We start from the raw sequence: 19,162 nt of genomic DNA, 5'->3' as shown, positions 1-19,162 counted from the left end.
ACCTAATGTAAGTTTCTTTTATCAATCACTCTTTTTGCTTTTCCTTCAAATCTTGGCAGGGTTTTCGGTTCCACAAGTGTTACCTTTACTCTGATTCCTGTTTCATTTTCAATGGATTTTGCGATTTTTGTCTGAACATGCATCATGTCCTTTACGCCGTCAAAGAAGATTTCCTGTGACACCTCTACCTTTATCTCGATTTCGTCCAGGGTTCCAGGTCTTGTAACTATAATCATATAATGAGGCTCTGCATCACCAACCTTAAGCAATGCTTTTTCTATTTGTGATGGGAAAACAGCTACTCCTTTCACCTTGATCATGTCATCGGATCTTCCGGTTATTCTGCTCATCCTTGCATGTGTCCTTCCGCATTCGCATTTTTCATAGGTAAGCTTTGTCAGATCCTTTGTTCTGAATCTGATGACAGGCATTCCTTCCCTTTCAAGGTTTGTCAATACCAGCTCTCCCGGTGTATCTCCTCCTATGACTTTCTGGGTATCGGGATTGATGATTTCGGGATAGTATATGTCTTCTGCAATGTGGAGGCCCTTCTGGGCACAGCATTCGACTCCGACTCCAGGTCCCATAAGTTCGGTCAATCCGTAGATGTTATATGCTTTGCATCCAAAGAGTTCCTCCACTCTTTGCCTTATCTCTTCGGTCCATCCTTCTGCTCCAAATCCGATTGCCTTGATTCCCAGTTCCTTTGGATCAATTCCATCTTCAAGAGCGACTTCCGCAAGATGTATTCCATATGATGGGGTAAAAATAAGTCCTGTTGCTCCGAAGTCCTTCATTATTTCGATTTGCCTTCTTGTTTGGCCGGTTGAAATTGGAATGATTGCAGCTCCAACCTTGTGGGATCCGTAGTGGACTCCAAAACCTCCGGTAAACATTCCGTAACCGTGTGTGTTCTGCAGGATGTCATTTTCGCCGATGCCCATCATTGTAAGCCCACGGGCTATGGTTTCGGCCCATGTGTCCAGGTCCTTTTCGGTATATCCTGACACTACAGGTTTTCCGGTTGTTCCTGATGATGAATGCAGCTCCTTGATTTCCTTGATGTCAACTGCAAACAGTCCGAAAGGATAGCTTTCCCTTAAATCATCTTTTGTAATGAAAGGAAGCTTTTCAATATCCTTCAAGGTTTCGATGTCCTCTGGATAAACTCCAATTTCACTGTATTTTTTATTGTAATACGGTATTTTTTCAAATGCCCTTTTGACGGTCGCCTGAAGCTTTTTCAACTGTAACTCTTCAAGGTCTTGCCTCGGCATGGTTTCTATTTCCTCGTTCCAAAACATATTTTGCCTCATTAAATTTTTATATTAATATTATATATTCTTCGTAACATAAACTTTTCACTTTATAGAAAATTTTTTATTAATGGAGTTTTCATATATACAAATGTAATGCTATTTTGCATTACCGTAAATCTAAAAGTGGGTATAATTAAGCAATTGATTATATATTTTAGGTTAGGAGTTTATGAAAAAACATGCTTTAAGTATGGTTTTTTTGTTAATTATAGCTCTAAGTTTAATCGGTGCTGTATCTGCAAACGATAACATAACGCTTTGCGATGATACGCCATTATTGGACAGTCAATATGACGGCGAGGTTGAGTCGACCTGTGAATGTGAATCGGTTGGCGAAATTTCAATCGATTGCGATGATTCGCAGATGATTTGTGAAAGTGACGATTCATCTCATGGCAGTCTTTCTGCCTTTGAGAGTGAAGAAGTCTCTCCTCGGGAATATGACTCCAATTATGAACTTGGATATGAGATAACTGCAGACTTTTCTGATATTGTCGAAATTGAAAATTGGGACGATGTCCTGATAGTTTCAAATGCAGGAGTCCTGATTAATAATCAAACCACAGAGAATGTTTTAAATGGAATACTAGATGCTTCTAACGGATGTATAACCTATGAAGATGGTAATCTTATTACAATATCTTCAACTGCTGATTCAGTAAATGTAGCCTTTGTTTACAAAAATCAAGAATCACTAACAATTGCATTATATAAGGATAGTAAAAATCATATATATTACAACGAAATCGGTCCAGACATATCCGCTAGTCATTTGGAAAAATTGGAGTTAAGTGACGAAGAGTTGGCTTCGTATCTGACGATAATTCAATCTTGGACTAACGGGCATTTAAGTGATTTAAATCTTTTAGCATTTAAAAGGAATGTTCCTTATGGACTTTTAGGGGTTAGTGATAAGCTTCAAACTGTTAAATATTATCCACATGAATTTGATTTGCCCCTTGCTGATGCTTTAGGTGTCTCAAGGGATTTCGATGATGATGCGTTCATTTTGGAGAAGTCAAATTCTTCAGGTGAAAGGGCGTCCGTCGATGTTGGTATGGTAGGTAGATCTATGGAGGAATCTTCAAGCTTAGACCTTTATGATATAGGTATTGATGCAAGTAAAAAAGCTTTAGATTACTTAAAATCAAAAGGTGTTGATATTCCCAAAGATTATCCATATTTATACGTTTTAACATCTGCAGGCCATGTCAGGGTCAATGGTTTAAAGACCGATGAGGTTCTTGATGGACTTCTGGAAGGTTTGGGACCAAAATTTGATCCGGACCATTTGATATCTGTAGATGATCCATCCTGGAAGGATTTAGTATTTTATTTCATATTGGTAAAAAATGCTAAAACCATTTCATATGCTTTAAAATATGATTCAGCTACTGGAAAGTTAATAAAATCCAATAAGGTCAAAGAACAGGGGGATAATATGGCAGAAAAGATGGGATTATTTTCAAGCCATTCATCACATGATGATGGTGGCTCACATAACTTCAATCGTGAAGTTTGTCATGAAATCTGTTCCAATGGCTCTTCAAAGGTTTTAAATCAAACAAAACATGCAAATGTTACTGGTAGCAAGAATTCAACCAATAATGTCAGCAACGCTTCAAAAGATGCGAACAAGTCTGACATTGGCGAAGTGCCGAAAAATTATAATGGAAGTCCGTTTAATATATTGTACACTTTGTCATCAATTTTAATAGTATGTGGAATTTTTGGTGCTGGATACCGAAAACGTTAGTTTATAATATTTCACATTTGTGAAATATTTTTTTATTTTTTTTGCCAAAGTTTTTTAACCCTATTAATTAAATATATTATTGATATTGTAGGAACTACATATCGAATATTGATAACTTTTATATATTTTATTAGAGTAATAATAAAATGTAATTAATTAAAATTAATTTTATTTGGAGAATTACTATGGATATGATGAGTGTATTATGGCAGGTTGGAATCTTCGCTTCTGTTTTGGTATTCGGTATCAAAATAGGACTGGCTTCAGGATTGGCCAATTTGTCCAAAAAGTTATTTGCGGTGATTTGTATTGCCTATGGTGGAGGTGTTGTGCTTATTTCTGCTATTGCTTCACTGTATTCAGAACAGTTGGTTCAGGCAATCTATAGTTACAATACGATATTCTACATCCTTATGGCTTCAATCATGATTATTGCAGGTCTGTTTACAATAAGGGAGTGGAAAATACATGATAAGAATACGTCTACTGCAACTTCTCTAGCTATTATTGCTCCTTGTCCATGCTGTTTCGGTTCAATTATTGCAAGTGTCCTCATCGTTGCACCAACAATTGGAGTCACTTCACTTGACCTCAGTTGGTATGCGGCTGCAGCACTTGTTGGCGTTATGATTGTAACATATTTTGCATCAAATACAATAGTGAGAGTGATCAACAGACCTTATCCAATAGTATTGGGTAATTTCATGCTTTTGCTTGGTGCATATTTCTTGCTTTCAGCAATCGTCATACCAAACATTGCAGGAGTATTGTCTAAAACTCAAAGTCCTATTACATTGGGTTCTCCTCAGGATATCCTGATGGTCATATTGGCCTTTGCCATTTTGATTGTTGGCGGTATCGTTTTAAATAAAAGAGGCAGAAATATTTTAAGATAAAGGTGAAAAAATATGGTTTTAAACATTCCGGGTGGAGAGTTTTTAACAGGTTCTCTTGATGTAATTTCACAAAGCTTGACAATACCTGTATTGATTATTCTGCTTGTCATTGTAATCATTACAATAATTACATTGGGTGGAGTTATAGCCGAGTATACTTCAAGGCGTAAGGTTCCTGTTGGAACAATCAGGGATTTGATTTATGAAATTAATCGTGCACCGTCAATTGATGCATTAAAAAGCGTAATCGAAAATGCTAAGATTCCCAAATCACAAAAGAAGGTTTTGGCGGAAATCGCATCATCCAGTGAACTGGGAAATTCCTCAAGAGAAGCCCTCGCACGTAAGTTATTCGAGTTTGAGGAAGAAAAGACAATGAGTAATTTACAGAGAACAGACATAATTACCCGTATCGGACCGACCTTAGGGTTAATGGGTACATTGATTCCAATGGGTCCTGGTTTGGCTGCATTGGGTGCCGGAGACATCAATACATTGGCATCATCTCTTACCGTTGCATTCAACACAACCATTGTTGGTATCGGTTCCGGTGCATTGTGTTATGTGATGGGTAAAATTCGTTCCGGATGGTATGACAGATACCTGTCCGATTTGGATGCATTGATTGATGCAACACTTGATAAAATGAATAATCAGTGATTCTTATGGTAAGAAAAGGCGGAAGACGCAGATCAAAACGTGTCGAAGAAGACCCGATGGCCGGTACATCCAACCTTGTGGATGCGATGCTGGTCATTGCCGTTGGCTTTCTGGTTTTTGTTATCATAAGCTGGAACATGCAGGCGATGATTGACCCTAGTGAGAATGTTCATGAACAGATGCAGCAGAAAATGACGGAAGTGGATCAAGGCCAACAGTTGAACGACACTCCTGACACTTCAAATTCGTCAGGTCAGGGATATACCGAGATGGGTAAGGTTTACAAGGATCCTTCTACGGGCAAACTGATAATGGTGGAAGGTTGACCCTTTCACGAAAAACTTTTTTTTTAAAACTTTTTTATATGTTGACAACTAATATATTAATTAATGTTGGACAGTCACTTATCAAGGGTCATAATAATAAATTTTATTTCGGCACTAATCATTTCATTGGTGGGATGTTATTTTTTAATGACTATAACTCTCACAGATGTAATGCACATTGCCAATCTATTCGGTTTATATTTCCTGGTTATCTTTGGAATTGACATTCTGATAGAATCAAGAGACATAAGAAATGACAGCCAGAGGTTTATTCTAGCCATTGCTCTGATCTTGATATTTGATTTGGTCTTTTTGATTGTTGTGCCATTGTTCTTCGGCAATGTTCTTGGCGTAACTGATTCGATGATTTTTGTTTTCAATGGCGCAAGATTCGATTTCTCGTTCAATGTCTATACATATCTGGCGATTTATGCAATACTTATGATAATATTCAACATATTGCTGTATCTAAAGGATAGGCAAAAGGCATAGTATGGATAATTTTATATAACATTTGGATTAAATTAATATTTTTACGAATTTTTAAGGTGTTTTTTTATGGAATTCTGTCCAGATTGCGGTAAGATGTTGATGCCTAACAAGGGCAAGATTAAATGCAGATGCGGTTATGAAAAGGACCTCTCGAAAGAGGATATTGAAGAGCAGTATCATATGGAAGGCGAAAAGAATCCTGAAATGAAGGTCATTGTAAAAGAAGGCAATGATGTTGCATTGCCTACTACAACAATCACCTGCTATAAGTGCGGCCACACCAAGGGCTACTGGTGGACAGTCCAGACAAGATCTGCAGATGAGGCACCTACCAATTTTATACGCTGCGCCAAATGCGGCAACACATGGAGAAGCTCAAACTAGAACATAAGCTTCCCTAAAAAATATTATATTACTGTCAAATATATTTTTCAAAAATCACCGGCTATTTTCACATCTTTGTCAAATTAATCGTTATTTTGACACTATCATTTCTAAATGGTGATATATTATTTTGATATATTTAATTTTAATTTATTTATGAAAATATTCTTTTTAAATTAGTGTTTTAAGAACATATATATATTATGTATAACATAAACGATATATGAGTTAAATATTTGATAGTATTTAATTCAATGACGAATTGTTATTCGGAGAATCTCCGAGCAACTATTTTGTCATGGAATAAAGTTGAATAATTTTGTTATTTGGTGGGGGAAGGTAGTGGAAGGTGAAAATCTTCTATTATTTTCTTTAAATAATAAGATTATGTGAAAATGAACGACAGATAGATTAAAAGAGGTAAAAGATGAATAATAAAGTTAAACAAGTTTTAGTTTTATTATTTGTTGTAAGTACTTTGTTAATAATGATCGGATCTGTCAGTGCGAATACTGACAATTTGAACGAAAATTTAGAAGCTTCAAATACATTGAATGATGATTTGTCCGCTGTTCCGGATGTTGATTCCGGTGCGGATAAAGATGTTTCTAATCAACTTACAATAAGTAATATTGATGAAAAAACAAACGGTTCTTCCAGTTTGGGAGAATCCAATTCAGAAAATGTGGTTTCTAATTATGAAGATACCACTATCGATGCAAAAGATAGTGATAACAATATTATCAAAGCAAGTAATGAAGGCAATGATGTTTTATCAGCCGCTAATTTGGTCGTAAAAAATACAGCATCAAATTCTATTGTAGGTCCTGGTGATATTGTCACTTTTGAAGTGTTTGTTAAAAATAACGGTGATACCTATATTGGTTATGATTGGGGTAATCTTAAATTTATCGGTATAAATTTCGACTATATGTAAGTTATTCTTATGATAATCCAGGAAATTATCTTGATGCAAGGATAAATCCTGATGGTAATAAAGATTTCCTGCAATTTGCTTATAATACTGGTAAAAATCCTTTTAATTATGGAGATAGTTTTAAATTCAATGTCAATTTCAAAGTTAGAGACAATTGTTATGGAACATTTGAAACTACTGCATCCATTACAGATAATGGCCAGTTCCGTTCAAAAGGTCAAACCACTTCAAAAAGGCCCGAGTTGATTATAACAAATACAGCATTGAATCCTATTTCAGGTCCTGGTGATTTTGTCACTTTTGAAGTGTTTGTTAAAAGCAACGGTAGTACCTATATTGGTTATGATTGGGGTTGGGTTAAATTTACTGGTATAGATTTCGACTATTGTAAGTTATTCTTATGATAATCCAGGAAATTATCTTGATGCAAGGATAAATCCTGATGGTAATAAAGATTTCCTGCAATTTGCTTATAATACTGGTAATGATCCTTTTAATTATGGTGACAGTTTTAAATTCAATGTCACTTTTAAAGTTAGAGATAATTCTTATGGAACATTTAGTACTAAGGCATCCATTACAGAATCTAATGGTAATGTCAAATCAACTGCAAGTATTATATCAAAGGATTCTGAACTTGTTATAACCAATACTGCTGTATATCCTAATATAAATAAGGGTAATGAGGCAATTTTTGAGATTTCCGTCAAAAATAATGGTGGTACCTATAAAGGTCTGCAAGATAGAGCAACATACTTTTTGCCTGTGCAAGTAAATTATGATACCAATCAATTAGAGTATACTGGTGTTTCTTATGATACTCCTAACAGGTATCTTGATGTAAGAGACAACAAGCAGGGTAATAATGTACAGTTTGCTTATAATACTACTGGTGCATTTAGAAACGGAGAATCTATCAAATTCAACGTTTCCTTCAAAGTCAAAACCACCGGTGCATTAAATACTAATGCGTTTGTAGTATTGTATAATGGTCAAGGTTCACAAGCATCTGTTAATGCGGTAAATCCTCCTGAGTTTGAGATAACCAATGTTGCTTCACTTCCTATTTCCAATACTGGAGACCAGATCTCCTTTGAGCTCACCGTAAAAAATAATGGGGATACTTTCTATCCTACACATATTTTAGGTGAGCGTTTTGTGGGCGTGAACTTCTGGTATGATAATAACGGATTATATTATACTAATGTTACAAGCAGCAATCCTGATATGTATCTCACACCAAGGGTAAACCCTGACAATAACAAAAGACTTGTGCAGTTCGCTTACAAAGTCGGCGACGCAGGTTTTGCTAAGGGTGACAGTTTCAAATTAAATGTTATTTTCAATGTCCTAGCACATGGAACATTTGAAACTAATGCACAAATTACCCAATACACTCAGGTTTCATCAAGAGCTTCTACCACTTCAATGGCTCCAGTGTTTGAGATAACCAATACATTATCAAATTCATATGTAAACATTAATGATAATGTATCCTTTGAGGTTTCCGGTAAAAACGTGGGAGGAACATTCAGAGATAATATTTTAGGAGTAGGTTTTGAGTACAATGATACCCAATTGGAATATCAGTCATTAACTCCAAATGCTGATTCTGAAAAGTATAATCTCAATCCGAATCCAAATCCAAGTTTTGACTTGTATGAAAATGGTCTTGTAGTTGGATATAATTCCAGTCAAATGTTCTATCATGGTGATACATTTAACTTTACACTCACCTTTAAAGTTTTACAACATGGTAAATTTGAAACCACCGCATTCTGGTGGCAAGGATGGGGTGTCAGGTCCGTAGTTAGACTCATATCAAATGATACAAACTTATTAATGTCCGAAATTCCTAACGCTTTAACAATGAAAGTAGGTGATACTGTATTTTTCACCTATGTCGTTAAAAATGAAGGTGCCGGATATAAAGGAAGTGACATCACTCTTAACATATATTTCGATGCGGATAAAATGGAATACCTAGGTATCAGTGAAGTTGAAAATCTAAACGTTGAATTATTGGAATACATTTCAACCCACAATTCAGACAATTCTGTATTGGGAGCTACTTACGGTAGTCTTTTAGGTGCTGATTCAAGTGTTGGACATTTGAAACTTTCCTATACTCCTGAAGACGGTTTTGCTGGAGGGGATTCATTCAACTTTGATGTTCAATTCAATTCTTTAACTGATGGAAAACTTCAGGCCAACTCAGTTCTCGAATGGGATCATTCAAAATACTCAACCATGGTTTCCGCTTACACTTTTGCAGGAGACCCTAGTTTCAAGTTAACCAAGACTGCCGATAATCAGTTTGTAAATATAGGCGACCATGTTGCCTATGAGATAATCCTTGAAAACAACGGTACCCTTCAGTACACAGATAACGGTATGATTATATATATCAATGACTGGTATCCTGAAGGATTAAAGTATGAAGGTTATCAAATCAATCCGGGCAGTGATGGGGTTGTACCTATCATTGAAATCAATGACCGAGAAAGCGGTCATGTCCAATTAAAGTATGACCTATACAAAAATAACTTGAAAGAAGGTTGGGCTCCAGGTTCCAAATTGAACATAACTCTGTTCTTTGAAGTTGTAAAAGATGGTATCATATGTAACTTTGTGTTCAGTGAGTGGAATACAAGTGATGTGTCCAGTGTAGTTTCTGGAGAGCCGGAAATAAACCTGACCAAAAAATGTCTCAATTCAACAGTGGATGTAGGCGATTTGGTCTATTATGAAATATATCTTGAAAATACCGGTGACTTCGACTACTTTGACCATGCTACAGGTGGAGTAGTGGGAACTAATTACTTCATTATCGAAGATATCTATCCTGAAGGATTGGATTATGTTGGTTACTTAGTTAATCCTGATAAGAATGGAAACATGTGGAAAGATAACTTCGAATTTGTTGGAAAAGATGGCGACAATCGTGTAATCATCAAGTATAAGATATGGGATCAACGTTGGAGACCAGGTGACTCTTTAAATGTCACTCTTATATTCAATGCTACCCAAATCGGAAAATTGACCAACCAAGCTAATTTCTATTGGCTTTGGGATGACACTATCACTGGTAGTGGAACTTCCATCAATTTAACTGAAGAGGCAGACGTTATTGTAGGTCCGCCAACATTCAGCATTGATAAGATTTCCAACTATCAGGAAGCTAAGGTCGGAGATGTAGTGAGTTTTTCCATTGTCTATTCCAACACTGGTAATCGTACCATAACCGGAGCTTATATTAAGGATAGTACCTATTCTCAAGGTTTGGAGTTCTATGATTTCTCAGATAAGGAATTATGGACCTTCGATGGTAAGGACACCTGGTATTACAACAACAAACTTGGAGCTGGCGAATCAGCTACATTGGAATTGTTCTTCAAGGCATTGACTGCTGGTAGAAAATCCAATACTGCTACTGCCGGACACAATATCAACAATGAAACTTTGGAAGATACAGACACTGTTTTGATAAAAGAAGGAGTTAATGGAACAGCAGAAACTGAAGGAACAGGAATCAGTCCTGACGAACCTGAAGATGAACCGGATGAAGAACCTGAAGAGGAGCCTGTTGAAAAACACAATGAATCAGATACTGTCAAAGTAAAAGATTCAGTTGCTGCTAAAAACACTCTTCACGAAACCGGTAATCCGTTGTTTGTTTTATTGCTCTCTTTGTTAACACTATGTTTTGTTCAAAGAAAAGGTAAAAAATAATTCATGAATTTCATGCAATTATCTTTTTCCTTTATTTTTTTATTTTTTAAACAAAATTCTTTTTTTATTAATTTTTCTTAAAATTTTTCCCGTTATATCTTATTTTTTCCATTATATTCAATTATTTTCCCATTTCAATGCTGTTCTGGCAAATTATCACGATTATTTTATATACTATTAGATAAATATGTTAATATAATAATGATAAATTTTGGAGGAAATTATGATAAATGAACGAAAATTATTGGTGTTACTTTTATTTTCAATTATTTTAATATCTTCAGTTTCGGCCATAAGCGCTGCAGATTCAAACGTGACTGATGTGCAGACTGCCGACAGTGAAGAAATTGAAGTGGAACAAAGTGATTCAAATCAAGACGAAATACAGGAAAGTGATTCAAGTGATGAAAAGATTTCAGCGGGCAATCCCAAATCGTTTTCTGAGCTTAATCGCACGATAAACAATAATACGGATTCCTTGATTGTATTGGATGATGACTATTCCTATAACGGAGATACCGATTCCGCATTCCTGATGGGGATTACAATCAATCGTGCCGTTACGATAGATGGAAACGGCCATACAATTGACGGATGCAGCAATTCCGCTAAAGGATTTAGAGCATACAATTATGATATTTTGTTTAAGAACATCAAATTTGTAAATCTAGGCAAAACCACTAATTATGATTATTATGGCGGAGCCATTTACGGCAGTTCATACAATGGCATTGTTAAAGCGCAGAATTGTGAATTTATCGGATGTCAAGGATATCAGGGCGGTGCACTTTATTATGTGAGTGCGGATAACTGTACTTTCAAAGACTGCAAATGCGCTTATGTTTATCAGCGTGGTGGAGCTGCAATGTATTCGGGAATTGCTACCAACTGCCTTTTTGAAAATAACGGTGAGTCCTCATCCAATGGAGTAATGGATGGAGGCACTGCCATAAATTGTACATTTAAAAACAATCGGGGATCTGATTCAGGAGCCCTATATGGAGGTACTGCCATAAATTGCACATTCATAGGAAATAGGGCATATTCCGGTGGAGCAATTGGAGGTTATGACTGGAAAGCTTTCAATTGTACTTTTATAAATAACACTGCAACTTATGGTGGTGCGGTTTATGCAAACCAATTTAGTTCAGGTACTAGGAGGGGTTATGCAGTTGATTGTCATTTTGAAAACAACACCGCATCTTATGGTGGAGCCGCATATCGTCCGGTCATAGTTGTTTGCACATTCAAAGGCAATTCTGCATCTAATGGTGCGGATTGTTATAATGTCCAGTTCCCAACAGTATCCATGGCAACAACAACAGTTTATGGCAATTATCCTTCTGCTTCATTGCCTTTGGATTTATATTATTATAACTCATATGTCCCTTCCAATTACTATCCGGGCAGCTATTATCACTTCAAGGGCGCTCAACTTAACCTTGTAGTAAACAATAACAGCCAGTATGTTGGAACTTATCAAGGGATATCAGGCAGTTCCTATGATTTTGACTTGGAGCCTGGAACCTACACTGTGAGGGTCTCATTTACAAATTCAGCAAACAGCAATTCGATTTCTCCAAACACATACACCCTGGTTATCAAGGGATATAAGACTGCCATAAACGCTACGGATTTGGAGATTGAGTATAACAATACTTCAAACTTGACTGTAACTTTGGTAGCGGATTATGATGGAACTTCGTTGGCCAACAAGACTTTGACCGTAATCTTTAATGGAAATTCCTCTTATGCAAAGACTAACGAAAAGGGCCAAATCACTATTGATATTCCTAAGCTGCCTGCAGAAACCTATCCTGTAGACATTTCTTTCGGGGGGGATGATGTCTATGAGCCTTTCTTCAAGACAGTTTATGTAACAGTCGATAAGATCGCCACCCAATTGTCCTCAGCAAATGTAACCGCATTTTTCAATGAGGGAAAAGTCGTGGCCAGGCTGACAGATAAGGACGGCAAGCCTTTGGCCGATTCAAACGTGTCCCTGCATCTGGCCTATATCCACAGGACTTTCAAGACCAATCAGAGCGGTGAAGTCGAATTTGAAATTCAAGGTTTGGCTGAAGGAAACCACACCGGTCAAATCGTATTTGAAAATGATCCGGTTTATGCGGATTCGAATATTTCCATTAACGTATATCTATACAGGCTGGTTTCAAACCTTACTGCGGATAATCTCACATTCGTCTTTGGGGAATCCGGCATATTAACCGCATATCTAAAGGATTCGGATGGAAAACCTATTGGAAATGCTACAATTGATCTTGTCATCGATAGGATTTATGAAACATTGAAAACCAACTCTGATGGTCAGGTGGGCTTTGATTTATCTAATAAATTATCTGTCGGCACATTTAATGGATATCTTTACTTTGATATGACTAACAGATATGCAGATTCCAGTATTCCTGTGAATGTTACTGTAAATAAGATTTCTACTTCCATATCTGCGCCTGACGTGACCTGCACCTATGGAGAGGACAAATATGTTGTCGTAACCCTAAAGGACAAGTACGGCAATCCTTTGGCAAATGGGACAGTTTCAGTCAAGTTGGCTTTCAAAACATTGACAGGAAAAACCGATGCTGACGGTCAGGCCAAATTCAAAATTGATCTGGCTCCTAAGGAATATGTTGCCGCAATCAGTTTTGTAGGAAATGGCACTCATCTGTCAAGCTCTTCCAGTTTAAATATAGTGGTGAATCAAATCAATAATAAGGTATCCACTGAAATAACCGGATATAATTTGACAAGCGTTTATAATGAAGGAAAATATATGACTGTAACTTTGAAGGATGATTACGGAAATCTGATGGGCAACAGGCCATTGACCATTAATTTCAATGGCAAGACCAGGACATATATGACTGACGGCAGCGGCCAGGTCAAACTGTCGACCGCATCATTGATTCCAAACACTTATGTGGCTAATGTGAACTTTGCGGGAGACAGCAAGTATGGGAATTCATCATTCAGCATAAATCTGGTTGTCAAAAAGGCAAATCCATATCTTTTCGCTTCCAAAAAGAAGCTCAAGGTGAAGTCTGCTAAAAAATTCAAGGTCACTTTGAAAACCAATAGGAATGCAGCTATGAAAAAGGTCAAGATTTATCTTAAGGTCAAGGGAAAGACTTACGCTGCCAAAACCAACAGTAAGGGCCAGGCCATATTCAAGCTTAAGAAATTGACCAAAAAGGGAACCTATAATGCAGTTGTCACCTACAAAGGCAACAATTGCTATAATAAGGTTACCAAAAATGTAAAGATAACAATTAAATAATAATTTGGAGGAAAACTATGATAACTAAACGAAAATTGGCAATATTGCTTTTATTTTCAATTATTCTTGTGTTTTCAGTTTCACTCATCAGTGCTGCGGATTCGAATGCAACTGATGTTCAATCATCCGCTGGTGAAATAGAACTTGAAGGAAGCGATTCGAATGTTGCCGATATTCAAATGTCTGATGATGCAGAATTTGAATTGGGCGATTCAAATCAGGAAAAAATATTGGCTGATGGTGTCAAATCATTTTATGACCTGAATCGTACAATAAACGGCAATAACGATTCGTTGATTGTATTGGAAGACAATTATACATATGATGAGAGTACGGATTCCTCATTTTTAAGGGGAATTACAATTAATCATAATGTCACTATAGATGGAAACGGCCATACAATCAGCGGCGACAGCAAGGCAGCGGGATTCTACACTGTTCAAAAGGTGCTTCTGAAAAACATTAAATTCATAAACTGCGGCAATCCAAATAATGCCAGTTCAAATATAGACTATTACGGTCAGGCCGTACGTTCAGGTTTTGATATTGATTATGGTTACGCTCCGGTTGATGTGGTTAACTGTACTTTTGACAATTGCCAATCCGGTGAGGGCGGTGCCGTTTATGGGGTCACTACCAGAAACTGCACTTTCAGCAATTGCCGCGCACAATACGGCGGAGCTTCATTTGATACAGATGCATATAACTGCAGATTTTTAAATAATCATGCAAGATATAGTGGTGGTGCAATGGAATATGGTGGGGCATATGATTGCTATTTTGAAGGAAATGTCGCTGAAGGAACCAGTTCCGGTTCATACAAGGATGGTGGAGGTGCCATGTTATATGGATCATGCCATAACTGTACTTTTGTTGGCAATTCCGCAAGATACGGCGGTGCATTTTATTCTGACAATTCATATATGGAAATTTTAAATTGCACTTTCAAAAGCAATTCTGCCTATCAGGGAGGAGCCATATATGTAACAAACAATCCTGCCACTATAATTGATTGTGTTTTTCAGAACAACAAGGCTACAAATTATGGAGGTGCCATATACAGTGCCTCTTCTTCATACAGTAAAACTATCTGGTGCAGATACTCCGGCAATACAGCTTCCTCCTCATCTTATGCCAACACATACAAATGCAGTTCATATTCACCAAGCTTTACCTTTGCAAGCAATCCTCTGGAAGTCCACTATCCAAATGTTGCAGTTCCTATAAACATATCATACTCCTATACTTATTACCAGTATCAGAGAGTTTACAATTTCAATGGGATTGACGTTACCCTAAAGATATTTAATTACACAAACTACAACCAAATTGGGACTGATTATGCAGTATCAGGTTCACTGTGGAACAATTCACTTGATTTGGGAAAGTATTCCATCTCACTTTCCGCCACAGCATATGGATTTTCAGTCAGTTCAAGTTTCACCTATATAAAAATGGGTTATCTGACTGTAATTAACCTGTCTTCACAGACATTGAACGTATCCTCCAGTGTTTTTTATGTCGTGAAAGGCAATGAAACATATTTGGCTGCCACTTTAACTGATGAAGAAGGCCATCCATTGGGAGGAAAGTACATCAAGCTGACAAGAACCAATTATTATACAAAACGTTATCAGACAGATGAAAACGGTACTGTCATGCTTCCTCTTCATACTTTTGAGCTGCCGGAATATTCTGGAAGCACTTATTACCTGGCCCTTCAGTCTGAACAGTCAGGACTCTATGACCCAAGTTCGCCTGTCGGCTTCAACTTATGTATCAGAAAGGCTGATGTGAATATAGACTTGATACAGTCAGCCAGCATCTTCTTTTATGAAACACTTAACATAACTGCAGAAATATCAGATGAGCTTGGAAATGTCCTTAACAATACCGCCGTTGAAGTGTCATTCAATGGTGATGACAAACAGATTACTACAGATAAAAACGGTCGGATAACAATTGAGATTCCAAATATGGAACCTGACAGATATGTCTTAAGCATCACCTGCCCTGAAAGTGATTCATACAGGCATTCAACAAAAAAGATTGATATAAATGTCATGAAGCATGAGGCAACATTCACTTCAAGCAATGTCACTGCCTTTTGCAATGAGGGCAAAATCGTTGCCAGTCTGGCTGATGAATTGGGCAATCCGGTAGCCGATTGCAATGTAACTTTGATTATTGCCGATTTCAACGAGACCTTGAAAACCAATGGAAATGGACAAGTTGAATTTGATTTAGATGGTTTGGACGAAGGAAACTACACCGCTGAAATCAGCTTCAAAGGGGATGGAACCCATGTGGGTTCGGCATTAAATATCAATGTAAACATATACAGGCTGAATTCCACAATCAATTCTAACAATATTACATTCATTTATGGTCAGTCCGGAATTCTGACTGCTTATCTAAAGGATTCCAATGGAAATCCTATTGAAAACGCAACTGTTGAACTTGTCATTGGTTCTGTTCATGAAACATTGAAAACCGATGAGGCAGGAGGTGTGAACTTCGATTTGTCCACCAAACTGTTGCCGGACAACTATGAGGTGTCCCTCCACTTTAACTTAACCAACAGATACAGGGCTTCAGGTATTGCGGTAAACGTCACAGTAGATAAGGTGCCAACAGCAATATCTGCTCCCGATGTGTCATGCATTTATGGAGAGGATAAATATCTGGTCGTGACCTTAAAAGATAAATTCGGCAACCCTATATCAAATGAGGATGTTGCAGTCGACTTTAAAGTCACTACATGGGTTGGCAAAACTGATGACAGCGGTCAGGCAATATTCCTGGTAAATCTGGCTCCTAAATCCTATAACGCTTCAGTTGGTTTTTCAGGAAGCGACATTCTTCAGGCAAGCTCTTCTACCATAAATGTGGTTGTAACTCAAATCATCGAAAAGATCACTACTAAAATTGAGGCATATGATTTGAAATGCGTCTACAATGAGGGCAAATACGCCACTGTAACATTGAAGGATTCCTATGGCAATGCAATCGTGGACGTACCGATTAGCATCAGCATCAACGGCAAAAGCAGTGGATATCTTACAGATTCCAATGGGCAGGTAAAAATGGCCACAGATTCACTGGTTCCAGGCACCTATTCTCTTAAGGTTTCATTTGCCGGTGTCGACAACTTCAAAGGCACCTCTTCTGAGTTTAAACTTGTTGTCAATAAGGCAAAGCCTAAGCTGACTGCCTCCAAAGCGAAATTTAAGGTAAAATCTGCCAAAAAGTATAGGGTAACTCTGAAAAACAACATGAATGCTGCCATAAAAAACGTTAAAGTTTTCCTTAAGGTCAAGGGCAAGACTTACAGTGCCAAAACCAACAAGAAGGGTCAAGCTATATTCAAGCTTAAGAAACTGACTAAAAAGGGAACCTATAAGGCAGTTGTCACATACAAGGGCAATAACTGCTATAATAAGATTAGCAAAACCGTAAAAATTAGCATTAAGTAGATGATTTTTCATCTACATTTTCCTATTTTTTAATCTTTAAATTCTCTAATTTGATTTTTCTAAACTATTTTTTTGAAATTAAATGAAATTAGGGATATTTTATATACTATGAAAAAAATAATTTAACACACTAATTTATAATTTTGGAGGAAATCATGATTAATAAACGAAAATTATTAATTTTACTTTTATTTTCAATAGTTTTGCTTTCTTCAGTTTCGGCAATCAGCGCTGCGGATTCAAATGCAACAGATGTGCAGACGGATGACGGTGAAGAAATCGAATTGGAGCAAGCCGACTCTAATGTTGGGACTGTTGCTGATGATGAAGTGGAGCCGGTTCAAAGCGATTCACAGGATGTCCTGACTCATGCAGATGGAATGGATTCTTTGAGTGATGGTGAAAGCAAAAAAAATACCACAATCATTGCGGACAACATCACCACATTTCCCAGGGAAGGCAAGATACTTTTCAAATTGACTGACTTAGACGGAAGCCCTTTGGAAGGCTGTAACGTAACTCTTGATGTGAAGTTTATCCACAGGAATTTCGTCACCAATGCTACAGGTGAGGGATATTTTGACATTAACGGTACCGGCGCAAACCTCGAAGAGGGAAACTATACCGGTGTAATTAAATTCCTGGGCAATGAAAATTATAATGCATCAAGCTTGAATATTAGCATTAGGATACGCACACTGAATTCCACCATTTCCTGTGATAATCTCACATTCATTTATAACGAATCCGGAATTTTAATTGCATGTCTAAAGGACTCTGAAGGAACTCCTATCGAAAATGCCACTTTGGATCTTGTTCTTGGCAAGGTTTACGATTCACTTAAAACCAATGTCAGCGGCGAAGTGGGCTTCAATATGACTCGCTTGTCTGTAGGCACTTATACAGGCAATATTTACTTTGAAAAGACAAACAGGTATAACAGTTCCGCCATTCCCGTAAAGGTAATTGTCAGGGCGATTCCAACTGAAATCAATGCGTCCGATATGAACTATACATATGGCGATGAGACATATCTGACTGTAACCCTAAAGGACAAATACGGAAATCCTTTGGTAAATGAAAGTGTGGCATTTACGACAAGTGGCAATCCGATATTCGAAAAGACCAATGCCAGCGGTCAGGCAAAATTCCTTATGATGTTGGTTCCTGGATTATACAATGCTACAGTCAGCTATTCCGGCAATGAGACCCATCAGTCAAATTCCACTGTTGTGCATATCATTGTAAATGAGATTAAGGAGAAGACTCCGGTCATAGTATACAATTTTACAACAGTATACAATGAAGGAAAATATATAACCGTAACCTTGAAGGATGATTACGGAAACGTAATGGCCAATAGGCCTTTTGTCGTCAATTTCAATGGCAAAACCGGCAATTACAATACCGATGCCAAAGGCCAGATCAAATTGTCCATAGCATCACTTGTTCCAAATACATATCAGGCTGATATAGACTATTTGGGCGATTATAAATACAGACCTATTTCATTCAAGGTCAATCTTGCTGTTAAAAAGGCTAAAGCATATCTTTTTGCTTCCAAAAAGAAATTCAATGCAAAGACCTCCGTTAAGAAGTACAGGGTCACCCTGAAAAACAACAAGAATGCCGTCATGAAAAAGGTCAAGCTCTACCTTAAGGTCAAAGGCAAGACATACACTGCCAAAACCAACAATAAGGGTCAGGCAATATTCAAGCTCAAGAAATTGAACAAGAAGGGATCATACAAGGCGGTAATTACCTACAAGGGCAGCAGCTGCTATAATGAAGCTGTCAAAAAAGTTAAAATCAGAGTCAGGTAGATGATTTTCATCTACAACTTCCATTTTTTTTTGCTTAATGCGCTATTTTTTAAAGATTTTTTT

The 19,162-nt window shown here is 37.2% G+C and carries 13 protein-coding genes; 12 read left to right on the top strand and 1 reads right to left on the bottom strand.

The annotated features are described in order from the left end of the window. Positions 1–2: 2 nt before the first annotated feature. On the bottom strand, positions 3–1,304 hold the full coding sequence (locus QZ138_RS01880) for a phenylacetate--CoA ligase family protein (protein ID WP_292885530.1): 1,302 nt from the start codon (positions 1,302–1,304) through the stop codon (positions 3–5). 214 nt (positions 1,305–1,518) lie between these two features. On the opposite strand from QZ138_RS01880, the gene QZ138_RS01875 reads away from it, so the two are divergent. From QZ138_RS01875 to QZ138_RS01820, 12 genes are all read left to right on the top strand, one after another. Beyond that, complete coding sequence (locus QZ138_RS01875) at positions 1,519–3,075, top strand: hypothetical protein (RefSeq protein WP_292885527.1); 1,557 nt, start codon at positions 1,519–1,521, stop codon at positions 3,073–3,075. Positions 3,076–3,260: 185 nt separating this feature from the next. Then, a complete protein-coding gene (locus QZ138_RS01870; RefSeq protein WP_292603215.1) occupies positions 3,261–3,971 on the top strand; it encodes a DUF2162 domain-containing protein in 711 nt (236 codons plus the stop codon). A 12-nt stretch (positions 3,972–3,983) separates the two neighbouring features. Beyond that, positions 3,984–4,631, top strand: a complete 648-nt coding sequence (locus QZ138_RS01865) for a MotA/TolQ/ExbB proton channel family protein (protein WP_292885524.1) — start codon at positions 3,984–3,986, stop codon at positions 4,629–4,631. Positions 4,632–4,636: 5 nt separating this feature from the next. After that, on the top strand, positions 4,637–4,957 hold the full coding sequence (locus QZ138_RS01860; protein WP_292885521.1) for a DUF2149 domain-containing protein: 321 nt from the start codon (positions 4,637–4,639) through the stop codon (positions 4,955–4,957). 147 nt (positions 4,958–5,104) lie between these two features. Next, the gene (locus tag QZ138_RS01855; RefSeq protein ID WP_292885518.1) at positions 5,105–5,449 is read left to right on the top strand and encodes a hypothetical protein; all 345 of its coding nucleotides are present in this window, start codon (positions 5,105–5,107) and stop codon (positions 5,447–5,449) included. Positions 5,450–5,515: 66 nt separating this feature from the next. Beyond that, positions 5,516–5,833, top strand: coding sequence for a transcription factor S (locus QZ138_RS01850; protein WP_292885515.1), 318 nt, complete (start codon positions 5,516–5,518; stop codon positions 5,831–5,833). A gap of 427 nt (positions 5,834–6,260) precedes the next feature. Next, a complete protein-coding gene (locus QZ138_RS01845) occupies positions 6,261–6,770 on the top strand; it encodes a hypothetical protein (RefSeq protein WP_292885512.1) in 510 nt (169 codons plus the stop codon). A 242-nt stretch (positions 6,771–7,012) separates the two neighbouring features. Further along, positions 7,013–7,174 (top strand): hypothetical protein, encoded by a 162-nt coding sequence (locus QZ138_RS01840; protein ID WP_292885509.1) that lies wholly within the window; start codon positions 7,013–7,015, stop codon positions 7,172–7,174. Between the two features lie 361 nt (positions 7,175–7,535). Further along, on the top strand, positions 7,536–10,502 hold the full coding sequence (locus QZ138_RS01835) for a hypothetical protein (protein WP_292885796.1): 2,967 nt from the start codon (positions 7,536–7,538) through the stop codon (positions 10,500–10,502). A gap of 223 nt (positions 10,503–10,725) precedes the next feature. Beyond that, positions 10,726–13,800, top strand: coding sequence for an Ig-like domain-containing protein (locus tag QZ138_RS01830; protein WP_292885506.1), 3,075 nt, complete (start codon positions 10,726–10,728; stop codon positions 13,798–13,800). 17 nt (positions 13,801–13,817) lie between these two features. Beyond that, a complete protein-coding gene (locus QZ138_RS01825; RefSeq protein WP_292885504.1) occupies positions 13,818–17,276 on the top strand; it encodes a hypothetical protein in 3,459 nt (1,152 codons plus the stop codon). A gap of 155 nt (positions 17,277–17,431) precedes the next feature. Then, positions 17,432–19,099 carry a hypothetical protein gene (locus QZ138_RS01820; RefSeq protein WP_292885501.1) on the top strand — a complete coding sequence of 556 codons (1,668 nt, stop codon included), beginning with the start codon at positions 17,432–17,434 and terminating at the stop codon, positions 19,097–19,099. Positions 19,100–19,162: the final 63 nt, after the last annotated feature.

Source organism: Methanobrevibacter sp. UBA212 (assembly GCF_905233225.1).
Lineage (GTDB): Archaea > Methanobacteriota > Methanobacteria > Methanobacteriales > Methanobacteriaceae > Methanocatella.
This window is presented reverse-complemented; position numbering and strand designations above follow the sequence as displayed.